Raw genomic sequence first — 20,196 nt, 5'->3', positions numbered from 1 at the left:
ACGATAAGTGTTTTAATACTCTATGTGAATAGAATCTATCGAGATTCGCAAAACGAATCCAACCTAAAACCACCAAACGATGTACGAACGTCCAAGCCAATTCGGAGCACCACTCACGAGGGGTATCGTATGTTGAGCGCAGCGCTGCAGTCCGACCTGTCCGCGGTCGTCGAGGGCGTGAACATGATGTGGGTCCTGACGGTCACGTTCCTGATCTTCTTCATGCACGCCGGGTTCGCGATGCTCGAAGCGGGGCAGGTCCGCTCGAAGAACGTCGCGAACCAGTTGACGAAGAACCTGCTGACCTGGAGCGTCGGCGTGATCGTGTTCTTCCTCGTCGGCGCGGCGATCTCGACGATCGTCGGCGGCGCGACCGGCGGCGGATCCTACTCGATCGCCGGCGCGTTCGCGGACCTCTACGCGCCAGACGCCGGGTCCGCCGGAGCCTGGGTCAGTTGGCTCTTCGGCGCGGTGTTCGCGATGACAGCCGCGACGATCGTCTCCGGGGCCGTCGCCGGCCGCGCGAAACTCCGCGCGTACGTGGGTTACACGATCCTGCTCGCCGGGGTCATCTACCCGGTCGTCACCGGCTTCACCTGGGGCGGCGGCTTCCTCGACGCCCTCGGGTTCTACGACTTCGCGGGCGGCGTGATCGTCCACGCGATGGGCGGCATCGCCGGCCTCACCGCCGCGTGGATCATCGGGCCGCGGATGAACCGCTTCAACGACGACGGCAGCGTGAACGTCATCCCCGGCCACTCGATGACGTTCGCCGTCCTCGGGACGCTCATCCTGGCGTTCGGCTGGTACGGCTTCAACGTCGGGACCTCGGCGTCGCCGCTCGCGCTGTCTGAGTCCGGCGAGGTCGTCCTCGGCTCCTTCTCGACCGTCGGGCGCGTCGCGCTCGTGACGACGCTCGGGATGGCCGCCGGCGCGATCGGTGCCGCGGCGGTCGCGACCTACAAGACCGGCAAGGTCGACACGCTCTACGTGGCTAACGGCCTGCTGGCCGGCCTCGTCGGCGTCACCTCCGTCACCGACGTCATCGTCTGGCCCGGCGCGATCGCCATCGGCCTGCTGGCCGGGGCGCAGCTCCCGATCGTCTTCGAGTTCGTCGAGAAGCGCCTCAAGATCGACGACGTCTGCGCTGTCTTCCCGGTGCACGGCTCCGCGGGCGTCCTCGGGGCGCTGGCGTACCCGTTCGCCGCGACGGCGTTCTGGAACGGCAACGCGTCGCTGCTCTCGCTGGCGATCCCGCAGGTCGTCGGCGTCGCCGTCATCTCCCTGTGGACGTTCGCGGCGACCGCGCTCGTCTTCGGCGCGTTCCGCGCCGCGGGTCAGGCGCGCGTCTCGCACGACCACGAGCTCGAAGGCCTCGACTCCTCCGAGCACGGCGTCGACACCTACCCCGAGTTCGGGCGCCCGGACGAATCCGGCGCCCGCGTCGACGGCGGGACGATCCGCCCGGACGGCGGAACGGTCCGCTCGGACGGTGAGGCGATCCGCGCCCGCAGCGACTCGCGTGCCGAAACTGCTACCGATGACGACACGGAGACTGAATTATGAGCGATACCACCTCGACCGACGAATCGACTGGCGGCAGCGACGCGGAGATCAAGATGGTGATGGCGTACATCCGCCCGGACAAGCTCTCCGACGTCAAACAGGGGCTCGCGGAGGCGGGGGCGCCGTCGCTGACGGTGACGAACGTCTCGGGGCGGGGCTCTCAGCCGGCGAAGAAGGGGCAGTGGCGCGGGGAGGAGTACACGGTCGATCTCCACCAGAAGGTGAAGATCGAGTGCGTCGTCGCCGACATCCCCGCACAGGAGGTCGTCGACGCGATCGCCGAGTCCGCCCGCACGGGCGAGAAAGGCGACGGCAAGGTGTTCGTCCTCCCCGTCGAATCGGCGCGGCAGATCCGCACCGACAAGAGCGGTCCCGACGCGGTGTAGGACGCCCTTTCCGGTCGGTGCGACTCTTCTTCCACCACGCCGCCGCGGAGAGAAAGAGCAAAGACCGCCGGTCCTCGCAGTTGCGGTGTGCAGCTGACGCCGGTCACCGCGGTCGGACTGCTCGTCGCTCTCGTCGGATTCGCGGTCCTCGATCGGACGCGCCGAGCCGTCAATACTATTGAGAGCCCCGCGGCCGGGGCCGGCCCACGTTCGGTCGACCTGCGCGAACACGCCTGGAAGTGGGCCGTCCCGGCGATGTTACTGCTCGTCGTCGCCGCCGAGGGCAACTCCCTCTCCTCGATCGGCTGGCGGATCGCGTCGCCGTCGGCGCTCCTCGGACAGGTGCTCGTCGGGTTCGGCGTCCTGACCGGGTCGCACGTTCTCACGGCACCGCTCTGGGCGCGCGTGGGGGACGGCGGCGAGAGCCTCGCGGCCGGGATCGGCTCCTTCACGTCGCTCTCGACCCCCGAGCGCCTGTTCGTCGCGGTCACCGCCGGGGCGACCGAGGAGACCGCCTTCCACGGCTACGCGCTCGAACGGCTGCTCTCGCTCACCGGGAGCGTCCCGCTGGCGGGCGGCCTCTCCGCCGCCGCCTTCGTGGTCGGTCACGCCGGCGACACCTGGGACCGCGACGCGATCGCCCGGATCGCACAACCGGCGCTCGTGATGACGCTCCTGTACCTCTGGTTCCGATCGCTGCCCGCGCTCATCGCGATCCACGCGTTGAACGACTCGCTCGCGCTCCTCCTCGCCGATCGGTTCGACGACCGCGCGGGCGATGCCGACTCGCCCGGAGCGAGCCCGGACGACTCGGTGTCGGGCGATGACGAACCCGGGGACGCCGCCGGTGCCTCGTCCCTGACGTGGCTCCGCGGCGAGTGATCGGCCGTCGCCTCGTCCCCGGAAGCGACAAGGATTTTGCACGCCCCGGCCGAAGCAACGCGTATGAGACACGACGAGTCGCGGGCGCTGTACGACAGAGCGCTCTCGGTGATCCCCGGCGGCGTCAACTCCTCGGTCCGGGCGACGCGCCCGTACCCGTTCTTCATCGAGCGGGGCGACGGCGCGCACGTCGTCGACGCCGACGGCAACCGGTACCTCGACTACGTGATGGGCTACGGACCGCTGCTGTACGGCCACGATATGCCGGAACCGGTGCGGGCGGCGGTGCAGTCGCACGCCGCCGACGGGCCGATGTACGGCGCGCCGACGGAGGTCGAGGTCGAACTCGCGGAGTTCGTCGCCCGTCACGTCCCCTCCGTCGAGATGACCCGCTTCGTCAACTCCGGGACCGAGGCGACCGTCTCGGCGGTCCGGCTCGCCCGCGGCTACACCGGCCGCGACAAGATCGTCGTGATGCAGGGCGGCTACCACGGCGCGCAGGAGTCGACGCTCGTCGAGGGGGAATACGAGCACGCGGAGCCGAGTTCTCCCGGCATCCCCTCGTCGTTCGCCGAACACACGATCCCCGTGCCGTTCAACGACGTCGAGGCCGCCGAGCGCGTCTTCGAGGAGCACGGCGACGAGATCGCGGCGGTGCTCACCGAACCGATCCTCGCCAACACGGGGATCGTGATGCCGGTCGACGGCTACCACGAGCGGCTCCGCGAGCTGACCGAGAACCACGGCGCGCTGTTGATCTTCGACGAGGTCATCACGGGCTTCCGCGTCGGCGGCCTCCAGTGCGCGCAGGGCAAGTTCGGCGTCACGCCCGACGTGACGACGTTCGGCAAGATTGTGGGCGGCGGCTTCCCGGTCGGCGCGATCGGCGGGAAGGCGGAGATCCTCGAGGAGTTCACGCCCGCGGGCGACGTCTTCCAGTCCGGCACCTTCTCCGGGCACCCGGTGACGATGGCGGCGGGCTACGAGAACCTCAAATACGCCGCCGAGAACGACGTCTACGGGCACGTGAACCGCCTCGGCGAGCGCCTCCGCGAGGGGATCTCCGACATCGTCGCCGACCAGGCTCCCGCCTACACGGTCGTCGGCACCGACTCGATGTTCAAGACCGTCTTCACGCGCGAGGGCCCGGCCGGAGGCGACGGCGACGCCGGTGACCGCCACGTCTGCGACGCCGGTTGCAGACAGGACGAGTCGTGCGCGCGGTACGATCACTGCCCGAAGACCGGCGCCGACGTCGCGAACGCCGAGACGGAGCGCTGGGAGCGGCTCTTCTGGCAGGAGATGAAGGATCGGGGAATCTTCCTCACCGCGAACCAGTTCGAGTCGCAGTTCGTCTCCTACGCCCACACCGACGAGGACGTCGAGGAGACGCTCGAAGCGTACAAGGAAGCGTTGTAAGCGTCGTCCGCGACACAGCGGCTCGCGGTCCGCGCTCGCCCCCGATTTTTTGTACGATAGCGGCGAACGAGGAGGTATGGACAGCCCTCCACGCGACGATTCGACGGCCGACGACGGCGATTCGGAGTCCTCGGACCGCGACGACTCGGAATCTCCCGACCACGGCGACCCGGAGTCACTCGACCCCGGAGGAGGCCCCGACGGGAGCAGCGACGACTCCGGTGTGCCGACCGAGGAGTTCGACCCCTCGACCAGCCGCTCGGAGACCGCGGAAACGGGGACGACAGAACCGGAATCCGGCGGTCCGGCGACGGCTGCGTCGCCGACGGCGGGAACCGGTCCCGCGACGGGCGAGACCGACACGAAGGGCGGGGACTTCGACGACCCGATCGGCGACTTGCTTCCCCGCGCGAGCGTCGACTCGCGCTGGTGGTACTGGATCGCCGCGATTCCGCTCTACGTCGCCCTCGGGGGCTTGCTCGCCGTGCTGTTTATCGGCGCGTTCCTCTTCGACCTCTTTCTCACCGGAGGGATCGTCACCATCTTCGGGGCCTTCGTCGTCGTCCCGATCGTGGGGCTCCTGGGCCTCGTGCTCTCGGTGATGTATCCGATCGCGACGTACGTCGACGCGCGGGCGATCGCCGAGTCGGACGCGTCGTGGTCGCCCGACCCGCTCGTCTGGGGGTTGGCCGCCCTCGCGACGGAGGTCCTCAGCGCCTTCACACTCAGCATCGTGCTCGCGCTGTACTACCTGTACAAGCGGCACGTCGCGGTCGGGACGCCCTAAGCGACCCCCCCGATCCGGCCTCGCTCGTCACTCGACGGCGACGGACGTCCGTAACCGCCGCCAGGTCAGCGGATGCGCAAGCGCGACGCCGACGGCGACCCCGACGACCCAGAACCCGGCGACTGCGGCGACCGCGAGCCAGGACCCGCCTTCGACGACGGCGCGACTCAGCCCCGAAAAGACGTACAGCGACGCGAACGTCGCCGTCGTCGCGACGCCGACGACGAACCCCCGGACCAGTTCCCAGGAGGGGTCGTAGTACCGGACGACGCCGACGCCGACCGCCGACAGGACGGCGGCGTGCCAGAGCCGCCGCTCCAGCGGAAACGGGAGCGCGGAGACGACGACGTTCACGGGCGCGGCCGCCGAGTTGAGCAGGAACCAGAGCACGGCGACGTGGAGGAACTCGCCGATCTCGTCCGCGACGCGGGCAGCGATGGACACGTCGGTAGCGATGGAGCGGGGGCGTGAGTGCGTTTCGGTGGTCGTGGCCGTCGCCTTTGTCGGACCTCACCGGGACCGAAGTGGTGGCCTTTTCACCCGTGGCCGCCGAGGTCACGGCAATGACTACTCGCGGCACACTCCGATTGGCGACCCGGAGTTCGGATCTGGCGCTCCGGCAGGCGGCGAGCGTTCGGGAGACGCTCGAAGACCGGCGGTTCGACGTCGAACTCGTCGAGGTCGAGACGCGCGGCGATCAGATCAGGGACGAACTGATCCACCGGCTCGGGAAGACTGGCGCGTTCGTCCGCGCGCTCGACGAGCAGGTCCTCGACGGCGACGTCGACGCCGCGGTCCACTCGATGAAGGATATGCCTACGGAGGGACCGACGGACCTCGTCGTCGCCGGCGTCCCCCACCGCGCGTCCGCGGCGGACCTGCTTCTCACCCCGACCGGGACCGAACTGGCGGACCTCCCGTCGGGGTCCGTCGTCGGCACCTCGTCGCTCCGCCGGAAGGCCCAGCTCCTCGCCGAGCGCCCGGACCTGACGGTCGAACCGCTCCGCGGCAACGTCGACACCCGGATCGAGAAGCTCCTGGCCCCCGACCTGCAGGCCGAACACGAGCGCCGCGTCGATGCCGACCGCGACGAGAGGGCCGAGAACCCCTCGGAGTCGGCAGACAGCGAGGGAGCCGCGGCGGACGGGGAGACCGAGGACTTCGAGCAGTCGATCGAGGAGTGGTTCGACGGCCTCGCCGAGATCGAACGCCGCGCGCTCGAACGCGAACTCGACGTCGAGTACGACGCCATCGTCCTCGCGGAGGCGGGACTCCGCCGCGCGGGCCTCTTGCACCACGTCGAGTACGCGCGGCTCGACCCCGCGACGTTCGTCCCCGCGCCCGGACAGGGTGCCATCGCGGTCACCGCGCGCGCCGACGGCGACGCGACCGAGGAGATCCGCTCGGCGCTCGATCACCCGCGGACCCGGGTCGAGACGACCGTCGAACGAACGGTGCTGGCGGAGCTCGGCGGCGGGTGCATCGCCCCGATCGGCGTCCACGCGAAACTGCAGGGCGAGTACGTGCACACGGTCGCCCGCGTGCTCTCCGGCGACGGCGAGGACGAGGTGGCCGCGAGCCGCGACCTCCCGGTCGACGACCACGCCAACGCCGCCGCCGAGTTCGCGGCCGACCTCGCCGGCCGCGGGGCCGACGACCTGATAGCCGCGGCCCGCGAAGCCGCGGAGGAGTGACGATGGCTGACGGCGACACCACCGAACCCGCGAGCGACACGGACTCCACTGCCCCGGTCGGCACCGTCTATCTCGTCGGCAGCGGCCCCGGAGACCCGGAACTGCTGACCGTGAAGGCGCGTCGCCTCCTCGACGAGGCCGACGTGGTCTTACACGACAAACTCCCCGGGCCCGAGATCCTCGATTCCATCCCCGACGGGAAGCGCGAAGACGTCGGCAAGCGCGCCGGCGGCGAGTGGACGCCGCAGGAGTACACGAACCGACGACTGGTCGAACTCGCCCGCGAGGGGAAGGACGTGGTCCGACTGAAGGGCGGCGACCCGTTCGTCTTCGGCCGGGGCGGCGAGGAGATGGAGCACCTCGCCAGCGAGGGCATCCCCTTCGAGGTCGTGCCGGGGATCACCTCCGCCATCGCCGGCCCCGGCACGGCCGGCATCCCGGTCACGCACCGCGACCACACTTCCTCAGTTTCGTTCGTCACCGGCCACGAGGACCCCACGAAGGAGGAGTCAGCCGTGAACTGGGAGGCGCTCGCGGCGACCGGCGGAACCCTCGTCGTTCTGATGGGCGTCGGCAAACTGCCCGACTACACCGCGGCGCTGCGAGAGGCCGGGATGGATCCGGACACGCCCGTTGCGCTGGTCGAGCGGGCGACGTGGCCCGAGATGCGCGTCGCGAGCGGGACGCTCGACACCATCGTCGACGTCCGGGACAGCGAGGGGATCGAACCGCCCGCGATCACCGTGATCGGGGACGTGGCGGCGACGCGGGAGCGCGTCGTCGAGTTCCTGCGGAACCGGACCGGGACTGCCGAGGTGTCCGAAGCGTGACCCGAGACGTTCGCGTGGCTGTCTTCCGCCCGGACGACGAGCGGATGGCGCGCGCGGTCGAACTGCTGGACTCCCTCGGCGCGAGTCCGATCCCCGATCCGATGCTCGCGGTCGAGCCCACCGGCGCGGTCCCCGAGACCGGTGCCGACTCGTCGGACGACCCCGCTGTCGTCGTCCTGACGAGCAAGACCGGCGTCGAACTCCTCGCGGCGGCCGACTGGACGCCCGGCGACGCGGCGCTCGCCTGCATCGGCCCGCGAACCGCCGACGCCGCCCGCGACGCCGGCTGGACGGTCGACGTCGTCCCCGAGGAGTACACCTCCGCGGGCCTCGTCGCCGCACTCGACGGCGACGTCGACGGGGAGTCCGTCGAAGTCGCTCGGAGCGACCACGGGAGCGACGTGCTCCTCGACGGCCTCCGTGAGGCCGGTGCCGACGTCCACGAGACCGTCCTCTACCGTCTCGTCCGTCCCGAGGGCGCCGGGCAGTCGACGGTGATGGCCGCGGGCGGCGAACTCGACGCCGTCTGTTTCACCTCCTCGCTCACGGTCGAGAACTTTCTCGCCGCCGCCGCCGAGCGCGGCGTCCGCGAGGAGGCCATCTCGGGCCTGAACCGGGCCGTCGTCGGCGTCATCGGCGCACCGACTCGTGAGACGGCCGAAGGATACGGGATCCGGGTCGACGTCGTCCCCGCGAACGCGACCTTCGAGGAACTCGCGACGGCCGTCGTCGAGGAAGCCGCCCCGACGTACCACGAGTAAGTCACCGGGGCCCTGCGGTTGCGTTTCTCCCCCCGCTCGAACGTAGGTTTAAATCCGAGAACGCCCCACGCTCGGGTATGAGCGCAGACACGACGACGAGTGCCGACGCGCCGGTCCCCGACCTGCAGGACCGAGCCGTCGCCTGCGCAGACCGACTGCGAGCGGCCGACCGCGTGTTGCTCGCGTCGCACATCGACGCCGACGGCCTGACGAGCGCGGCGATCGCGGCCGCGGCACTCGAACGCGCGGGGATCCCGTTCGAGACCGTCTTCGCGAAGCAACTCGACGAGCGGGAGGTCGCGCGTATCGCCGCCACCGATCACGAGACGGTGCTCTTCACCGACTTCGGCAGCGGCCAGTTGGACGTCATCGCGCCCTACGCGGCCGACGGCGCGTTCACGCCCGTCGTCGCCGATCACCACCAACCCGCCGACCTGCCGGACGGCGTCGACGAACCGACCCACCACCTGAACCCGCTGCTGTTCGGTCTCGACGGCGCGTCAGAACTCTCCGGGGCGGGGGCGAGCTACGTCCTCGCGCGGGCGCTCGAACCACCCGAGGGCGACAACCGGGACCTCGCGGGCCTCGCCGTGGTCGGGGCGGTCGGCGATATGCAGGGCACCGACGGCGGCCTCTCGGGGGCGAACCAGGGCATCGTCGAGGAGGGCGTCGCCGCCGGCGTCGTCGAGGAGGCCACGGATCTGCTCGTCTACGGCCGGCAGACCCGGCCGCTCCCGAAGTTCCTCGAATACGCGACCGACGTCAGAATCCCGGGGATCACGAACGACGAGAACGGGGCGATCGAGTTCCTCTCGAACCTCGATCTGGACTTGAAAGACGGGGGCGAGTGGCGTCGCTGGGTCGACCTCACGATGGACGAACGACAGGCGCTCGTCAGCGGCCTCCTGCAGCGGGCGATCGCGTCGGGCGTCCCGGCCGATCGGATCGACTCGCTCGTCGGAACCACGTACACGCTGACCGACGAGGCTCCCGGAACCGAACTCAGAGACGTCTCGGAGTTCTCGACGCTCCTGAACGCCACCGCACGCTACGAGCGGGCGGACGTCGGTCTCGCGGTCTGTCTGGGCGACCGCGAGAAGGCCCTCGACCGCGCGCGGACGCTCCTCCGGAATCACCGGCGCAACCTCTCGGAGGGGTTACAGTGGGTCCAAAACGAGGGGACGACCGTCGAGGACGACGTCCAGTGGTTCGACGCCGGATCGCGGATCCGCGAGACCATCGTCGGTATCGTCGCGGGAATGGCCGTCGGGGCCTCAGGGATCCGCGGCGACATTCCCATTCTCGCGTTCGCCGAGAAGTCCGACGAGGAGGTGAAAGTGAGCGCCCGGGGCTCGCACGCGCTCGTCCGCGACGGATTGGACCTCTCTGCGGTGATGCGCGAAGCGTCCCGCGCCGTCGGCGGCGACGGCGGCGGACACGACGTGGCCGCCGGCGCGACGATTCCGACCGGAACGCGGGAGGCGTTCGTCGCCGAGGCGGACCGGCTCGTCGGCGAGCAACTCGACTGAGGCCGCCGGTCCTTCTCGGTCGATGATAGGGCTGCAAGACCTTCTGTTCTCTCGGACGCCGCGACCGTGGACAAACTCGCGTGCGGTCGACGCCGCCCGAGGCCGATGCACTCACCGTCGACCGATAGTCCTGCCACCTGAATCCAGACATAACAAATATCCAACGCTTTTTGCGTATACCAAATTTTATTTTATATATTATAAATAGGCAGAAATTGGTATTTATTCGAATCTACTTAAGCGGTAGATCAGCCGCCAGTACCGGACCAAGTTGTACACCGCCATTTAGCTATTCGATATCTTTGATAGCTGATTCAATGATATTTCTCATCCCACGCTTGATTCGACCGCTGGCAGCATTCATCGAAATGTCGAGATCGTCGGCGATTTCTTCGAGTGTTATTTCGGCTGGTTTTTGGAAATACCCGTTATTGTACGCGTGTATCAGTGTGGTTTTTTGTTTCTCTGTCAGTCCTGTCCCGTGTATGTCGGTACTGTTTGATATCTCGCGTACCGTTCGTATCTCGAACTCGAACGCCTGGTCGTTCGCGTACTCCCAGACGGACTGGAGCGCGCTTCGACCCGGCAGCTGCCAACGTTCGATCCATCCACCGTCGTGCTGATGCGCCGCGAGTGCGAATCCGTTGTGCTCGGTCACAACCGATCCCAGAAGCAGCGTTTCGGGGGTGAACTCGATGCTGTACACGGGCCAGCCCTCGTACCGTGACACCTGCTGAGCGTCCTCGACGGTGTGATCCGCGGCCAGTTCGTGTTCGAGGATCTCGATTCGATCGGTTTCGAGAACGAAAAACGAGGTGTCGCTAACCGGATCCGTGCTCACTTCCTGTAGCACGCGAATGGTTACCTCGGGAAGAGATGAGATAACGTTCGCCAGTGCCATATCCGGGTGCGAAAAGTACACTCTGGTGATGATTGGCATACGTTTGGGGGTGTCAATACTATCGACCCGACGAAAGTAGTACTTCGGATTGTGCTATCGCCGGAGTCGGGTGCCCTCTCAGCCGAAGCAACTGGAGCGATGATTTCGGTATACCCGTTAGAGTGATACCGGACGACGTTGGCATACAGCGGCGAACATACGATATCTGCGCACGCTGCCTCGGCGGCGTGAAATCCGACTGGCGACCGGCGCGTCCGTTACAGCCGCCAGTTTCCGCTGGCGTTTGATCATCTACCGCTTGATGCGGTTGTTGGAAGTGGGTGCATTTCCGACACCCGCTTTGTCTCTCTTCGATTCTACGGTGACGGTTGCAAGTCTTCGCTCCACGATCGCACGATGACCTGTAATCGGACGTGCAATTCGTTGTAGAGGTTCGTATAGTCTAATGGTGTCTTCGACCAAAATCTACCCTGAAACTGGGGAAACTAATTCTGTATCGCAGTATATGATTTATTGAGGCGTCGTTCCCGGGTTACGGACCCGTTTTCCCCCGGATTGTTCTCTCGGGTGAATACTCGTTTGTTCAGACGGTGCCCGCGGGGCGTGCTTGGATGCTCCCGGTTCTTCGGGGCGTCGAATACTGCATTCCGCGCGGGTCGTGAACTTCTCGTATGCTACTACCGAGAACGCGGCACCGCTCTCTTCGAACGTCTCCAACTTTCCATACCGCCCTGGACGCGATACGTTTCGGTCCGATCGAGTCCGGGCTACCGTTTCATCAGGGAATGTGGGATGAACGGACGAGTCCTGAGCCACGCTGGTGATAGCCCGTTCGGCTGTTATGTCTGATATTATCTTCCGTTTCTCGGTCACCCACTGTTTCGTGCGCGGCGTTTTCGTGGGTTACGGCCACCAGTTACGCCGTCGTCATCCATTTTGGTCCGTATTGTACGTGAATCGAGGGTCGTAGTGGCCCCCCTACGGATAGGACAAAATAAACCATATTCTGATATATGAAAACCGTATTTAGATCGAAGACACGGTGGCAGTGATGGGTATTTCACGGCTGCTTCCCTGACGACCGTGCCCGAAGCCGCCGCGACTCGAATCTCGTCGTCAGGTCTCGGAGTACTGGTCTCGATTACGGCCGTCACTCGTCGTAGGTCCCACCCTCTAGATAGTACGTCGTTCGATCGACCGTCGATTCTGCCACTTTCAGGAACTCCACGACGCGCTGGCCGTTCTCGCGGTAGTCCGCCTCGACTTCGATGGTCAACGAGAGGTCGCGCAGGTGGTCGAGGAGGGCGTCGATGTCGTCGTGACCGCCGCGAACGCGGTGCCGTTGGCCCACGGTTTCGCCTGATTCGATCCGTCGGACGGTCTCGACGGCCGGGAGCAGGATCGACTCGCCGAGGTCGTGTGCGCGCTCGCGGAGCCGTTCGTCGCTCTCGTCGAACTCGGCCGCCTGGAACACCTCGCGGGTGATTCGCGAAAAGACGAAATCCCGACCCAGGTCGAACGGGAGCGAGAACGCGTCCGCGAGTTCGTCGTGGTGTTTCGACTCGGTGGTGTACTTCACCATCGAATCGCTGTCGGCCGTCTTCATTACGACGCCTTCCCGACCGTCGGCGTCGAGTTCCTCGATGGCCGACCAGATCTCTTCGGTCGCTTCCGAGCGGTCGTACCGCCCGAACAGTCGAGGCTGTGGGAAGTCATACCGGACACAGAGCTCTCGGCGTTCAGAAACCGCGAGCGGCACGGCGGATTCGCGGTCCCGCACGTCGAACACGCGGATCGCGTCCGAGTCCACCTCCGCGTAATCGTGTGTCGTGTACGGCGTTTCAGGGCCGATCAACTCGGCGCACAGCATCATCTCGGGGTGCGTCGCGAAGAACTCCCCCAGATCGAGGAGGTCGCGGACGCGTGCGGTGGTGTACGGGCAGACGTAGCCGCCCCGGGTGAACGCTAGCGGCCCCTCGTCGCCGACGTCGGCGACTCGGACGTTGAACCCGTCGAGTTTCTCCTCGGCGAAAATCGACTCGCCGGACTCGAAAAACGAGGTGACGCCCGCATCGAGCGCCAGCACCCGTGGGATGCTGGGATACCCGCGGACGATGGCGTCGGCCGCGTCGAGGATCACGGTCCCGCGCTCGATACCGTGGCGGGCCGACGGGAGCACGTGCGTCGTTCGCCCGCCGACGGATCGCTGCTCGAAGTGCTCGAACAGTTCGGCCGGGTCCGACGCGGTGGAGTCCAGCCGTTCGAAGTATGCGCGTTCGTCCATACGCTCTCTGCGGTCGGTTCGGTGAAAAGATTCGGGCAGCGTCGAGACGGTGTCGGCCCGAGAGGGAGTAGCGACCTCGACGTTGACTCGATCTCGTCCCGACGGTGCGATGGAACCGGTGCCGACGGGGTAGCATCTTTTATTGCCCCCGTACGAAGCGGAAGTATGCCCGGGGAACTGCCGCGACAACAGTTCGTCCTCGATACGTCGCTTTTCATCACCGAGGAGATCCGTCGAGACGGCGAGTCGCTGACGGACGCCGCGCTTCGGCTGCTGGACCTCGTGGCGACGGCGCGTCTGGAACTCAACATCTCCTGTCATATGCCGCCCTCGATCCACGACGAACTCGCGACGATGCTCCGGGACCGCGACGTCGACGAGGAGGTCTTCTCGCGCCTCGACACGTGGGTCGTCCGCAAGAGCCCCGACCGCTACGGCGTCACCATCCCGGCGAACATCGTGTACAACTTCATCGACGAGATGAGCGACCGCGTCGACCGCGGACTCCGCGTCTCCGAGGAGGCGCTCCGAGAGGTCGAACAGCTCGATCCGAGCGAACTGACGCGCGGCGGGGCCGACAGCGCCGAGGCGTATATGACCGAGGCCGACCGCATCCTCTCGGGGATGCGAGACAAGTACCGACAGGCGCTTCGGCAGGGCGTGCTCGACTCCCGAGAGGACTTCGACCTCCTCGTCCTCGCGCGGGAGCTCGACGCCGGTGTCGTCACCGAAGACCGGGGCATCATCTCGTGGGCCGACGAGTTCGGCCTCCGGTACGTCCGCGGCGCCCAGTTCCCGACGCTCCTCGAAGAGTACCTCCGCGCCTCCGGCGTCGACGGGTACACACCGGATTGAGCTTCAACGAGGAGTGGTGTCCGGGACCGGCGTGGATTTATATATCAGCGGGCGGCCAGAGCCCGCGTGACGTAAGCGATGCCCCGCGCCGGTCCACGGTTGTTCGGCACGTCGGCGCGGGTTCGAGTGGCGGGTCGTCCGCGACGGGTGCCGACTGTTTGCCTTCCATTGGGGATGTGTCGTTCCCAGCCCGAGTGCCGGTCCGCGACGGACCCACTGCCGTCGCCGCGAACCGCCCGGTTCAGTTCGTCTCCTCGGACGCACCGCCCCCGTCGTCGTCGGCGACGTCGAGCGGGTCGTCGAGTTCGCCCATCACGGCCTCGAAGGCGTCCGTCGCGGTCAGCAGTCCGACGACGTCCCCGCCGTCGAGGACGAGTGCGAGCTCCTGACGCTCGACCTGGAACTGGTCGATCGCCTCGCTGATCTCGGTCTCCGCCGACAGCGTCATCGGCGGTGCAGCGAGCGATTCGAGCGTCAGCTCCCCGTCTCTGAGCGCGTCGACGTTCGTGACGACTGCGGGGACGTACACGATGCCGCGGAAATCTCCCGGATCCGATCCGACGAGCGGAAAGCGGGTGTGAGGCTTCGATTCGAGCCGCTCCAGGTTCTCTTCGAGAGAGACATCCGTCGAGAGGAACACGACGTCTTCGAGCGGGATCATCTCCTCGCGGACCGAGCGCGCCCCGACTTCGAGCGCGTTGAGCACCTCCTCGCGGCGCTCCTCGGAGAGGTCGCCGCGGTCGAGCACCGAGCCGAGTTCGTGTCTGAGATCCGCTCGCGACTCGATCGCGTCGGTTTCGGCTTCCAACCACGCACCGGTCATCTCGATGCCGAACAGTTTCAGCGTCCACTTCGCGACGCCGTCGCCGAGCGCGATGATCGGCGAGATGAGCTTCGCGAACCAGTACAGCGGCGTCGCGCCGTAGCGGGCGACGAACTTCGAGCGCTCGACGCCGAGGTACGTCGGCGTCTGCTCGCCGTGCGTGAGGTGCAGGAGGTTGATGATCAGAAACGCGAGGATGCCGCCCGCGCCGACCGACGCCAGGACCGTCGATCCGAAGTACGGCTCGAAGAGCGCGGCGAGCGCCGGCTCCGCGACGATCCCGACGGCGATGCTCGACGCGGTGATTCCCACCTGACAGCTCGTCAGATAGATCTCCAGGTCGTCGGTCATCTCCCAGGCCCTGCGGAGCCCCGGCTCGTCGAACTCCGATTCAGGGTACTGTCGAACCCGGGTGAGCGCGAACTCGATCGCCACGAAGAAGCCGTTTGCCAGGATCAGCGCGAGCCCGGCGAGGAGACGGAGCGCGATTCCGACGCCGGTCATACTTCCAGCGACGCTCATACCGGCGACCAGTCGGTGACGACTCAAATACGTGTGGGACTCTCGCTCGCTCCCGTCCGTGGTCAGCCGAAGGTGCGACTCGAAGTCCGCGGCCGACCGAGGCAAAGACTCAAAACCGGTTTGTACCGCCGCCGACCAATCACGGGTATGAGTGACTTCGACCCCGAAAAGTTCGAAGACAAGTACGCGAACTACTTCCCCGAGCTGCAACGGGCGTACAAGAACGCCTTCGAGGCGATGAACGACGAGTACGACTCCGAACTGATCCACGCGATCGACCAGCAGATCCTCAACGAGTCGGAACCGTTCTACGAGGACGGCGAGTTCCGGATCGAACTGCCGGAGAACCCGCACGAACGGCTGACGGCCGTCGTCGTCGACGACGCGAAGCTCTCCGGCGTGCTGGATGCGTACCTCGAAGAGCTCCGCCGACAGCACCGCCGCGTCTTCGGGTTGGACCGCTCCGAGTGAGCGGTCGCGTCCGAACCGCGGCAGTCGTGGGTAGCGGCCGCGTGCAGTGAACCAAAGGCCTAAGCCCGTCCCCGCCGAAGCGATGGGTATGAGCACCGACGCTGCAAGCGGCGACGACGACCTGAAAGAACGCGTCACGAACTTCCTCCGCCGGAACTTCCCGCAGATCCAGATGCACGGCGGCTCGGCCGCCATCCAGAACCTCGACCGCGAGAGCGGTGAGGTCACGATTATGCTCGGCGGCGCGTGTTCGGGCTGCGGCATCTCGCCGATGACAATCCAGGCGATCAAGAGCCGGATGGTCAAAGAGATCCCCGAGATAGAGACGGTCCACGCCGATACCGGAATGAGCGGCGGTGGCGGCCACGAGGGCGGAATGTCGCCGTCGTTCCCCGGCGAGAGTTCGAGCGAGGAGACCGAAAGCGACGAAGGCCCGCAGGCACCGTTCTAACGCCCCACATACTCGTCTGTCCCCGCGCCCCAGGACCGGTGACTCTTTGACGCCGTCGCCGTGAGAGGTGAGTATGACTACCGAATCACCCGAGAACGTTCTCTTCGTGGTGATGGACACGGTTCGAAAGGACCGACTCACGCCGTACGGGTACGACCGGCCGACGACGCCGAACCTCGCGGCGTTCGCCGAAGAGGCCACCGTCTTCGAGCAGGCCGTCGCACCCGCGCCGTGGACGCTCCCGGTTCACGCCTCGCTCTTCACGGGGATGTACCCCTCTCGCCACGGCGCGGACCAGGAGAACCCCTACCTCGAGGGGGCGACCACGCTCGCGGAGACGCTTTCGACCGCCGGCTACGACACCGCCTGCTACTCTTCGAACGCCTGGATCACGCCCTACACGCACCTGACCGACGGATTCGACGATCAGGACAACTTCTTCGAGGTGATGCCCGGGGAGTTCCTCTCGGGTCCCCTCGCCCGCGCGTGGAAGACGATGAACGACAACGAGGCGCTCCGGGCCGTCGCGGACAAACTCGTCAGCCTCGGTAACACCGCCCACGAGTACTTCGCCGGCGGCGGCAGCGCGGACTCGAAGACGCCCGCCGTGATCGATCGGACGCAGTCGTTCATCGAGGACGCGGACCGATCGTTCGCGTTCATCAACCTGATGGACGCCCACCTCCCGTACCACCCGCCCGAGGAGTTCGCCGAGGAGTTCGCCCCCGGCGTCGACTCGACGGAGGTGTGTCAGAACTCCAAGGAGTACAACTCGGGGGCCCGCGACATCGACGCCGACGAGTGGGACGATATCCGCGGGCTGTACGACGCCGAGATCGCCCACATCGACGACCAGCTCGGCCGCCTCTTCGACTGGTTGAAAGCGGAAGGGCGATGGGACGACACGATGGTCGTCGTCTGCGCCGACCACGGCGAACTCCACGGCGAGCACGACCTCTACGGCCACGAGTTCTGTCTGTACGAACCACTGGTGAACGTTCCGCTGCTGGTCAAACACCCCGCCCTCGACGCCGATCGACGCGAGGACCAGGTCGAACTGCTCGACCTGTATCACACCGTCCTCGACACGCTCGACGTCGAGGGCGGGACGCCGGCCGACCCCGACGACGAGGTCGTCGCCCTCGATCGGACCCGATCGCTCGTCTCCGATTCGTATCGAACGTTCAACGGCCTCGCTGACGCCGCTCGCGATCCCGGACAGCGCGGCGACGGCGAGTACGCGTTCGTCGAGTACTCCCGTCCCGTCGTCGAGTTGAACCAACTGGAGGAAAAGGCCGCCGCCGCCGGCATCACGCTTCCCAGCGATTCGCGGTACTACTCGCGGATGCGGGCCGCGCGCCGGACCGACGCCAAGTACGTCCGAATCGATCGGATCGACGACGAGGCGTACCGACTCGACGAGGATCCAGGCGAAACGGAGAACGTCGCCGCCGGTGACGACCCCGCGATCGAGGAAGCCGACGCGACGCTCGCGGCCTTCGAATCCGCAGTCGGCGGCGCGTGGACGGACGCCCTCGACGACGACGTTTCCGACGACGCGGTCGACGAGATGGACGACGAGGCGCAGGAGCGGCTTCGCGACCTCGGATATCTGGAGTAACGGGGTGCCGTCCGATTTTCGGGCCGAGACGGCGCGCAGCGCGGCAGTAGGTCTTGACACCTGTGACGACGGTCGTGTTACGACGTCCGGTAGCGACGACGAAGACGAAAAGAGCGAACTCAACTCACGGATCGACCGCCTCGTGAACGTCTTGGCGACCTACCTTCCGTGAGGTCCTGAAATGCGGCACAGAGGCTCTGCTGCGATACTCGATCGGTGATACGTTTCAGCAGGTGTGCTGAATACAGAGGCTGAGTCCAGCAGGGCTTCCCAGTATCTGTTGTCCACTCAACCGACTTCTGAGTCGGTTCGCTGAGCTCGAATCTTTGCCCGACACGAGATACCTCGCTGCTTCGGATCCAGTCAGTGATCACTGTCGCTCAGCGAAAGACTATTATCAATACGACAACAATATTCTGGATGGTATATGTTAGCAAATACCTAGCTATTCACCTGGCTACCGCAGGTAGCCACCCATACCCGGTTGCGGCACGGGAAATCGGGAACAGAGTGTTCGGCCGACGCAACACGGCTAGACGGAGGTGTTCCCGACGGCAATTCGCTCCGGAGGAACAGGTCGATGTCCTCACCTGACGACGAAGCCGTCGGGGCGACTTCAGAGGGGCTCCAGGTTGAACTGTTCCACCCGGATACTGATCGGGAAACGGGGGATATGAACGTCCAGGTCTTCGGAGTCGACGTTCATTCGCGGGTGTTCCCTATCTCCTGCCTTGTGATCGCGCTCTTCATCGCAGTCACGCTGATCTTCCGATCGCAGTCTGCGGGGGTGTTCAATGCGATCCAGACCGGGATTTCCGCTGTCGCAGGATGGTTCTACATCCTCTCAGTGAACATCTTCATTATCGTCGTTCTGTACTTTGCACTTGGCAAGTACGGGGCTATTCGGATCGGGGGCGTTGAGGCAGACAAGGAGTTTTCGGACTTTTCCTGGGTCGCGATGCTGTTCAGCGCCGGTATGGGGATCGGGCTTATGTTCTTCAGCGTGGCTGAACCGATCTTTCATTTCGGGTCCGTGCCGCCATTTTTCGACGGGGTTCAGAGTGGGAGCGCCGTGGCTGGCGGGGCCGCGATGGCTACCACGTTCTTTCACTGGGGCATCCACCCGTGGGCAATTTACGCACTCGTCGGTCTCGGTCTGGCCTTCTTCTCGTTCAACCGCGGCCTGCCCCTGACCTTCCGGTCGATCTTCTGGCCGTTGCTGGGCGAGCGCATCTACGGTTGGCCCGGCCACGTAATAGACATTGTCTCGGTGATCGCGACACTGTTCGGGCTCTCGACGTCGCTTGGCATCGGCGTCCAGCAAATCAACGCCGGCCTCACGACGCTCTCCGGGCAGTTCCTCCCGACGAGCATCCCGCAAGGGGTCTGGATTCAGGTGGTCCTGATCGGAGTCATCACGGCCATTGCGACGCTGTCGGTGGCGGCTGGGCTCGACGGCGGCGTGCGGCGACTCAGCGAGTTCAATGTCTTTCTAATGGTGACGCTCCTCGGATTGATGCTCATTGTCGGCCCGACGCTGTACATCCTCGGCAATTTCGTCACGAGCCTCGGCACCTATATCGGCGCCTTGCCGGAGCTGGCGTTCTGGAGTCAAACTGGCGGCGGGAACTCCTGGCAGAGCGGCTGGACGATTTTCTACTGGGGCTGGTGGATCTCCTGGTCACCGTTCGTCGGGATGTTCATCGCCCGCATCTCGAGGGGCAGGACTGTCCGAGAGTTCGTGCTTGGCGTCCTTATTGTACCGACGCTGTTTTCGTTCTTCTGGATGTCTACGTTTGGCGGGTCGGCGCTGTTCGTCGAATTAGAAACGGGTGGATCGCTCGTCGCGGCGGTGAACGCCGATGTCGCGACCGCTATCTACGAAATGTTCTCGTACTTCCAACTGGCAATCCCCCTGTCGGTGCTGGCAGTCGTCCTTGTAGTCACCTTCTTCGTCACCTCCTCGGATTCTGGATCGCTCGTGATCGATCACCTGACCTCCGGAGGTAAACACGACGTTCCGACCGCCCAGCGGGTCTTCTGGGCGGTCATCGAGGGTGTCATCGCCGCCGTCCTGCTGATCGGCGGGGGACTGGACGCGCTTCAAACCGCCTCGATCACCGCCGGACTTCCCTTTACCTTCGTCCTGCTGTTGATGTGCTACACGGTCTACGTGGGTCTGGGCAACGAACTCCGGATTATGGAGTCCGACGAATTCGCCGAGTGGATGGAACGGCTTGACGACCGTGGATCCCTCGTAATTGAGGACGACGGCAGCGTCGTCATCGACATCGATGACGGCGAACCCTCACCCAGTGATGACTAACAGTACTTCCGAGAATCGATCGCTTAATCTACCAGGTTATCTGGTGGGAACAGGAGTGAGCCAACCAACGGAGACGCGGCCGTGTGTG

General features: G+C 65.8%; 18 protein-coding genes. 14 read left to right on the top strand and 4 right to left on the bottom strand.

All coding sequences use genetic code 11. The annotated features are described in order from the left end of the window. Positions 1–129 precede the first annotated feature (129 nt). The 5 genes from NO360_RS07165 (at position 130) to NO360_RS07145 (ending at position 5,040) form a co-directional block, all read left to right on the top strand. The gene (locus NO360_RS07165) at positions 130–1,566 is read left to right on the top strand and encodes an ammonium transporter (RefSeq protein ID WP_390281853.1); all 1,437 of its coding nucleotides are present in this window, start codon (positions 130–132) and stop codon (positions 1,564–1,566) included. Then, the gene (gene glnK1 / locus NO360_RS07160) at positions 1,563–1,952 is read left to right on the top strand and encodes a nitrogen regulatory protein GlnK1 (RefSeq protein WP_256306934.1); all 390 of its coding nucleotides are present in this window, start codon (positions 1,563–1,565) and stop codon (positions 1,950–1,952) included. Before NO360_RS07165 ends, glnK1 begins: the two co-directional genes overlap by 4 nt. 87 nt (positions 1,953–2,039) lie before the next feature. Next, positions 2,040–2,834, top strand: a complete 795-nt coding sequence (locus NO360_RS07155) for a CPBP family glutamic-type intramembrane protease (RefSeq protein ID WP_256306933.1) — start codon at positions 2,040–2,042, stop codon at positions 2,832–2,834. A 63-nt stretch (positions 2,835–2,897) separates the two neighbouring features. Next, entirely contained in the window at positions 2,898–4,253 is a 1,356-nt protein-coding gene (hemL, locus tag NO360_RS07150) for a glutamate-1-semialdehyde 2,1-aminomutase (RefSeq protein ID WP_256306932.1), read from the top strand. A 76-nt stretch (positions 4,254–4,329) separates the two neighbouring features. Further along, complete coding sequence (locus NO360_RS07145) at positions 4,330–5,040, top strand: hypothetical protein (protein ID WP_256306931.1); 711 nt, start codon at positions 4,330–4,332, stop codon at positions 5,038–5,040. A 27-nt stretch (positions 5,041–5,067) separates the two neighbouring features. On the opposite strand, the gene NO360_RS07140 is transcribed toward NO360_RS07145, so the two are convergent. Then, positions 5,068–5,484, bottom strand: coding sequence for a hypothetical protein (locus NO360_RS07140; RefSeq protein WP_256306930.1), 417 nt, complete (start codon positions 5,482–5,484; stop codon positions 5,068–5,070). A 119-nt stretch (positions 5,485–5,603) separates the two neighbouring features. On the opposite strand from NO360_RS07140, the gene hemC reads away from it, so the two are divergent. The 4 genes from hemC (at position 5,604) to recJ (ending at position 9,854) form a co-directional block, all read left to right on the top strand. Next, the gene (gene hemC, locus NO360_RS07135; RefSeq protein ID WP_256306929.1) at positions 5,604–6,734 is read left to right on the top strand and encodes a hydroxymethylbilane synthase; all 1,131 of its coding nucleotides are present in this window, start codon (positions 5,604–5,606) and stop codon (positions 6,732–6,734) included. Positions 6,735–6,736: 2 nt separating this feature from the next. Continuing rightward, a complete protein-coding gene (gene cobA / locus NO360_RS07130; RefSeq protein ID WP_256306928.1) occupies positions 6,737–7,564 on the top strand; it encodes a uroporphyrinogen-III C-methyltransferase in 828 nt (275 codons plus the stop codon). Next, a complete protein-coding gene (locus NO360_RS07125; protein ID WP_256306926.1) occupies positions 7,561–8,325 on the top strand; it encodes a uroporphyrinogen-III synthase in 765 nt (254 codons plus the stop codon). Before cobA ends, NO360_RS07125 begins: the two co-directional genes overlap by 4 nt. Before the next feature lie 77 nt (positions 8,326–8,402). Then, on the top strand, positions 8,403–9,854 hold the full coding sequence (recJ, locus tag NO360_RS07120) for a RecJ family nuclease (RefSeq protein WP_256306925.1): 1,452 nt from the start codon (positions 8,403–8,405) through the stop codon (positions 9,852–9,854). A gap of 289 nt (positions 9,855–10,143) precedes the next feature. Here the strand turns inward: recJ and NO360_RS07115 are convergent, their stop codons facing one another. Beyond that, positions 10,144–10,755 (bottom strand): helix-turn-helix domain-containing protein, encoded by a 612-nt coding sequence (locus NO360_RS07115; protein ID WP_256306924.1) that lies wholly within the window; start codon positions 10,753–10,755, stop codon positions 10,144–10,146. 1,150 nt (positions 10,756–11,905) lie between these two features. Beyond that, positions 11,906–13,039: an RNA ligase gene (locus NO360_RS07110; RefSeq protein ID WP_256306922.1), complete on the bottom strand. Its 1,134-nt coding sequence runs from the start codon at positions 13,037–13,039 to the stop codon at positions 11,906–11,908. 165 nt (positions 13,040–13,204) lie between these two features. Here NO360_RS07110 and NO360_RS07105 point away from each other — a divergent pair, with 165 nt between their 5' ends. Next, complete coding sequence (locus tag NO360_RS07105) at positions 13,205–13,894, top strand: RNA ligase partner protein (protein ID WP_256306921.1); 690 nt, start codon at positions 13,205–13,207, stop codon at positions 13,892–13,894. A gap of 241 nt (positions 13,895–14,135) precedes the next feature. Here the strand turns inward: NO360_RS07105 and NO360_RS07100 are convergent, their stop codons facing one another. After that, positions 14,136–15,221: a CNNM domain-containing protein gene (locus NO360_RS07100; RefSeq protein ID WP_256307129.1), complete on the bottom strand. Its 1,086-nt coding sequence runs from the start codon at positions 15,219–15,221 to the stop codon at positions 14,136–14,138. A 165-nt stretch (positions 15,222–15,386) separates the two neighbouring features. Between NO360_RS07100 and NO360_RS07095 the strand changes: the two genes are divergently transcribed. The 4 genes from NO360_RS07095 to NO360_RS07080 all read left to right on the top strand — a co-directional run bounded on the left by NO360_RS07095 (position 15,387) and on the right by NO360_RS07080 (position 20,108). Further along, on the top strand, positions 15,387–15,710 hold the full coding sequence (locus tag NO360_RS07095) for a DUF5783 family protein (RefSeq protein ID WP_256306919.1): 324 nt from the start codon (positions 15,387–15,389) through the stop codon (positions 15,708–15,710). A gap of 88 nt (positions 15,711–15,798) precedes the next feature. After that, positions 15,799–16,161 (top strand): NifU family protein, encoded by a 363-nt coding sequence (locus tag NO360_RS07090; RefSeq protein ID WP_256306917.1) that lies wholly within the window; start codon positions 15,799–15,801, stop codon positions 16,159–16,161. 73 nt (positions 16,162–16,234) lie between these two features. Continuing rightward, complete coding sequence (locus NO360_RS07085) at positions 16,235–17,782, top strand: sulfatase (protein WP_256306916.1); 1,548 nt, start codon at positions 16,235–16,237, stop codon at positions 17,780–17,782. 580 nt (positions 17,783–18,362) lie between these two features. Beyond that, positions 18,363–20,108, top strand: a complete 1,746-nt coding sequence (locus NO360_RS07080; RefSeq protein WP_256306914.1) for a BCCT family transporter — start codon at positions 18,363–18,365, stop codon at positions 20,106–20,108. Positions 20,109–20,196: the final 88 nt, after the last annotated feature.

Origin of the sequence: Halobellus litoreus (assembly GCF_024464595.1) — an archaeon.
GTDB classification, from domain to species: domain Archaea; phylum Halobacteriota; class Halobacteria; order Halobacteriales; family Haloferacaceae; genus Haloquadratum; species Haloquadratum litoreum.
This window is presented reverse-complemented; position numbering and strand designations above follow the sequence as displayed.

Bases quoted from the DNA above. Each gene is read 5' to 3' on its own strand.
- NO360_RS07165 (WP_390281853.1), top strand. From the start codon at position 130: ATGTTGAGCGCAGCGCTGCAGTCCGACCTGTCCGCGGTCGTCGAGGGC.
- glnK1 (WP_256306934.1), top strand. From the start codon at position 1,563: ATGAGCGATACCACCTCGACCGACGAATCGACTGGCGGCAGCGACGCG.
- hemL (WP_256306932.1), top strand. From the start codon at position 2,898: ATGAGACACGACGAGTCGCGGGCGCTGTACGACAGAGCGCTCTCGGTG.
- NO360_RS07145 (WP_256306931.1), top strand. From the start codon at position 4,330: ATGGACAGCCCTCCACGCGACGATTCGACGGCCGACGACGGCGATTCG.
- hemC (WP_256306929.1), top strand. From the start codon at position 5,604: ATGACTACTCGCGGCACACTCCGATTGGCGACCCGGAGTTCGGATCTG.
- cobA (WP_256306928.1), top strand. From the start codon at position 6,737: ATGGCTGACGGCGACACCACCGAACCCGCGAGCGACACGGACTCCACT.
- recJ (WP_256306925.1), top strand. From the start codon at position 8,403: ATGAGCGCAGACACGACGACGAGTGCCGACGCGCCGGTCCCCGACCTG.
- NO360_RS07115 (WP_256306924.1), bottom strand. From the start codon at position 10,755: ATGGCACTGGCGAACGTTATCTCATCTCTTCCCGAGGTAACCATTCGC.
- NO360_RS07110 (WP_256306922.1), bottom strand. From the start codon at position 13,039: ATGGACGAACGCGCATACTTCGAACGGCTGGACTCCACCGCGTCGGAC.
- NO360_RS07105 (WP_256306921.1), top strand. From the start codon at position 13,205: ATGCCCGGGGAACTGCCGCGACAACAGTTCGTCCTCGATACGTCGCTT.
- NO360_RS07100 (WP_256307129.1), bottom strand. From the start codon at position 15,221: ATGACCGGCGTCGGAATCGCGCTCCGTCTCCTCGCCGGGCTCGCGCTG.
- NO360_RS07095 (WP_256306919.1), top strand. From the start codon at position 15,387: ATGAGTGACTTCGACCCCGAAAAGTTCGAAGACAAGTACGCGAACTAC.
- NO360_RS07090 (WP_256306917.1), top strand. From the start codon at position 15,799: ATGAGCACCGACGCTGCAAGCGGCGACGACGACCTGAAAGAACGCGTC.
- NO360_RS07085 (WP_256306916.1), top strand. From the start codon at position 16,235: ATGACTACCGAATCACCCGAGAACGTTCTCTTCGTGGTGATGGACACG.
- NO360_RS07080 (WP_256306914.1), top strand. From the start codon at position 18,363: ATGTCCTCACCTGACGACGAAGCCGTCGGGGCGACTTCAGAGGGGCTC.